This window comes from Myxococcus sp. AM009, from assembly GCF_013372605.1.
GTDB lineage: Bacteria > Myxococcota > Myxococcia > Myxococcales > Myxococcaceae > Myxococcus > Myxococcus vastator.
The window spans coordinates 1-3494 of record NZ_JABXEP010000300.1 but is presented as its reverse complement, the minus strand read 5'-3'; the positions used below and the strand labels follow the sequence as shown (position 1 = coordinate 3494).

The window sequence follows — 3494 nt, the reverse complement described above, 5'->3', positions numbered from 1 at the left end:
CGCCACGAACAGCGCGCCCGCCCATCCCCATCCGCGCTTCATCTCGTCACCGTCCCCTGCTGAAAAGCCGACTGGCCCGAAGTGGGTCGTCGTGTTCAATCCCCGTTCGCAAGGACGGTGCCAGCACGGGCTGCCTCGAAGCATGGTGTGTCCGTCAGGCGCCGGACACGATGTGGGTAGTCCGCTTCCCACTGTGCGTACGTGCCTGTCCCGGGCGAGGCCGGATTCGTGCTACTTCCTTCGTCGAATGGGTGGTCATGACGCGCGGGGCCGGATGCCACTTTCTCTTGTCGGTCAGGAGCCGGACCTCCTGTTCTACACCCGTCAGGCGGCCGAGCATGGCGGGCCCGTGCTGGTGTTGGGAGCCGCCAATGGCCGGGTGGTGTGGGCGCTGGCGGGACATGGCTACGACGCCGTGGGCGTTGACCCCTCGGAGGCGATGATTCGCTCCGCCGAGGAGCGGCGCGGCTCGGAACCCGAGGACATCTCACGCAGGGCGCGCTTCCAGGTGGCGGACCTCCGCTCGCTGCGCCTGTCGGAGCGCTTCCCGCTGGTGCTCGCGCCCCAGCACGCGCTGGGCCTGGTGCCGGGGAAGGACGATTTGGAGGCGCTCCTGGCCACGGTGCGCCACCACCTCACGCCGGACGGCTCCTTCGTCTACGACGTGCTCAACACCCCCCGCGAGCCCGTGCTCCCCCGGGACGACGAGGCGCCCAGCGCCGGCCTGGAGCCCCGCCGCCCGCTCTTCACCCTCCACCTGCGCGAGCGGCGAGCCCCCGGTGGGCCCAGCCCCATCCGCCGCCTCAAGCTGCGGCACTTCTCGCCGGAGGAGCTGGACGCGGCGCTCACCGCGGCGGGGTTGGTGCCGCGCGAGCGCTACGGCCGCTACGACGGCAAGCCCTTCGACCTGGAGGACTCGCGCCACATCGGCATCGCCGGGCCGTGAGCGCCCGTCAGCGCTCGAAGCGGTAGCCCAGCCCGCGCACGGTGAGGAAGTGGCGAGGGGCTTCCGGGTCGGGCTCGAACTTCAGGCGCAGCTGACGCATGAAGTTGTCCACGGTGCGGGCGCTGCCTTCGTAGTGGTAGCCCCACGCGCCGGACAGCAGCTCCTCGCGGGTGAAGGTGCGCCCCGGGTGCGCCAGGAAGTGCGCCAGCAGCTTGAACTCCTGCGCGGTGAGCTCCACGGGGGTCGCCGCGCGCGCCACCGTGCGGGCGGCCATGTCCACGCTCACGTCGCCGAACGTCACCGGCGGCGGTGAGCCCGCCCCCGCGGACGGGTAGCGCCGGCGCAGCACGGCCTTGATTCGGGCCAACAGCTCCTGGAGGCCGAACGGCTTCACCACGTAGTCGTCCGCGCCCAGGTTGAGGCCGACAATCTTGTCCGTCTCCAGGCCCTTGGCGGAGAGCACGACGACGGGCGTGTCCCGGCCGCGCTGGCGCAGCTCCTTGAGGACCTCGAAGCCGTTGAGCTCCGGCAACATGACGTCCAGCACCACCAAATCCGGCGACTCGTCCAGCGCGCGCGCCAGCCCCGTGCGGCCATCCTGCGCCTGGAGCACCTCGTAGCCCTCGAAGCGCAGGTTCATGGACAGGCCCGTGAGGATGGACAGGTCATCCTCCACGACCAGGATGCTCCGTGTCTTGTCGCTCATGCCTTCCCCGCCGGCAGGTGGATGGTGAACCGGCTTCCCTTGCCTGGCTCGCTCTGCACGGAGATGCGGCCTCCGTGGGTTTCGATGATGCGCCGGGCAATGGCCAGCCCCAGCCCGCTGCCTTCCGTCCTGCGCGTCAGCAGGTTGTCCACGCGGTAGAAGCGCTCGAAGATGCGCTTGCGCTCCTTTGGAGCAATGCCCACGCCGTTGTCCTCCACCGACAGGTCCACGCCCTTGCCGCTCGCCCGGGCCTGGAGGGTGATGCGGCGGTTGTCCGGCCCGCTGTACTTGTAGGCATTCTGCAGCAGGTTGAGCAGCGCGCCGGCCACCGCGGCCCGGTCCACGTCCAGCTCGGGCAGGCCGTCCGGCACCTCCACCGACAGGTCCACGCCGTCCTCCATGCGCTGGATGCGGAAGGCCTCCACCGCCGCGTCCACGAGCTCCGGCACCGGCACGATTTCGCGCTGGTACACCTTGCGCCCACCTTCGATGCGCGCCCAATCCAGCACGCGCTCGACGAAGATGGACAGGCGCTCCGTCTCGCGCATCAGCAGGGTGAGCACCTCCTGCATCTGCGCCGGGTCCTTCAGCCGCCCCAGGGCCAGGGTCTCGATGAACATGCGGATGGACGTGAGGGGCGTGCGCAGCTCGTGGCTCACCAGCGACACGAAGTCCGTCTTCATCCGCGACAGCTGCGCCTCGCGGTAGAGCGCGCGGCCGGTGTAGACGACGCCAAAGGTGAGCGTCAGGTAGAACACGCCCAGCAGCACGCCGTACAGCACGCGGTTGCGCGTGGACGCGCGCGCCACCGGGTCCTCGCCGGTGGGCAGCACCACCAGCCGGAAGTCCTGGAGGGGCGAGGGCAGCACGCGCTCCGCCAGGCCCGTGGGCCCCATGGCGCTGGCGCGCGCCTGCGCCACCTCGGACACCAGGCGCCCCATCAGCCCGCCCTCGGAGGGCTCCCGGGGCACGGGCAGCAGGGCGAAGCGCACCGGCTCGCTGGACACGGCCCGCGAATCCACGCGCTCGGCCAGCAGGGCCTCCAGCGTCTGCACCGACAGCCGCACGCCGTGCACCACGTCGCCGCGTCGCTCGGCGGCCACCAGCACCGCGCGTCCGCCCGCGGTGAGCGAGAAGACGGTGGGCTCGGTGGGCAGTCCGCCTGCTTCTGGCAGCACGGTGATGAGCGCCTCCTCCAACTGGGTGTCCCGGGTGCGGACCTTGCCCTCCTCCAACTGGAAGGCGCCGTTCGGCTCCGACACGGGCTGCCCGTCAGGGAGGATGAACTGGAGCTGGCCATTCACCGGGGCCAGGCGCGCCGAGGCGAGGAGGCCCGGCAGCTCCTCCGACAACGACTCCAGGGTGCCGCGCCAGGCGGCCTCCAGCCGCTTCTCCACGGCCGCGCGCTCGTTGATGATGGCCACCACTCCGAAGCCGGACAGGCCGGCGGAGGGCACCACCACCAGGACGATGAGCAGCGCGAACGTGCGCCGGAAGTTGAGGAAGCGGGGCGGAGTGCGGGACACGGCCCCCCTCCTTTACTCCCACCCGGCGCTACACGCTCGTGACGTTTCATCCACGCCCGCGCCAGGGGAGTGTCCACCGCTCACCTGGGGTGTGGGCGGATAGCATCGACTTCGGGTGTGTTCTGGTGCAAGCATGGACGGCCGCGGGGCAGGCGTGCGACGTGGGCCGGCCGCCTTCTTCCCCGCTCAGGCACGGGCAGCAGGGCGAAGCGCACCGGCTCGCTGGACACGGCCCGCGAATCCACGCGCTCGGCCAGCAGGGCCTCCAGCGTCTGCACCGACAGCCGCACGCCGTGCACCACGTCGCCGCGTCGCT

General features: G+C 71.1%; 4 protein-coding genes. 1 reads left to right on the top strand and 3 read right to left on the bottom strand.

The window, feature by feature from the left end:
- Nucleotides 1-247: 247 nt before the first annotated feature.
- On the top strand, nucleotides 248-946 hold the full coding sequence (locus HV824_RS35165; protein WP_176421538.1) for a bifunctional 2-polyprenyl-6-hydroxyphenol methylase/3-demethylubiquinol 3-O-methyltransferase UbiG: 699 nt from the start codon (nucleotides 248-250) through the stop codon (nucleotides 944-946).
- 7 nt (nucleotides 947-953) lie between these two features.
- On the opposite strand, the gene HV824_RS35160 is transcribed toward HV824_RS35165, so the two are convergent.
- From HV824_RS35160 to HV824_RS35150, 3 genes are all read right to left on the bottom strand, one after another.
- Complete coding sequence (locus HV824_RS35160; RefSeq protein ID WP_176421539.1) at nucleotides 954-1652, bottom strand: response regulator transcription factor; 699 nt, start codon at nucleotides 1650-1652, stop codon at nucleotides 954-956.
- The gene (locus HV824_RS35155) at nucleotides 1649-3178 is read right to left on the bottom strand and encodes an ATP-binding protein (RefSeq protein WP_176421540.1); all 1530 of its coding nucleotides are present in this window, start codon (nucleotides 3176-3178) and stop codon (nucleotides 1649-1651) included. The genes HV824_RS35160 and HV824_RS35155 overlap by 4 nt, the downstream gene beginning before the upstream one ends.
- Nucleotides 3179-3258: 80 nt before the next feature.
- Nucleotides 3259-3494 (bottom strand): hypothetical protein (locus HV824_RS35150; RefSeq protein ID WP_176425221.1); only part of this gene is annotated, 236 nt, incomplete at its 5' end.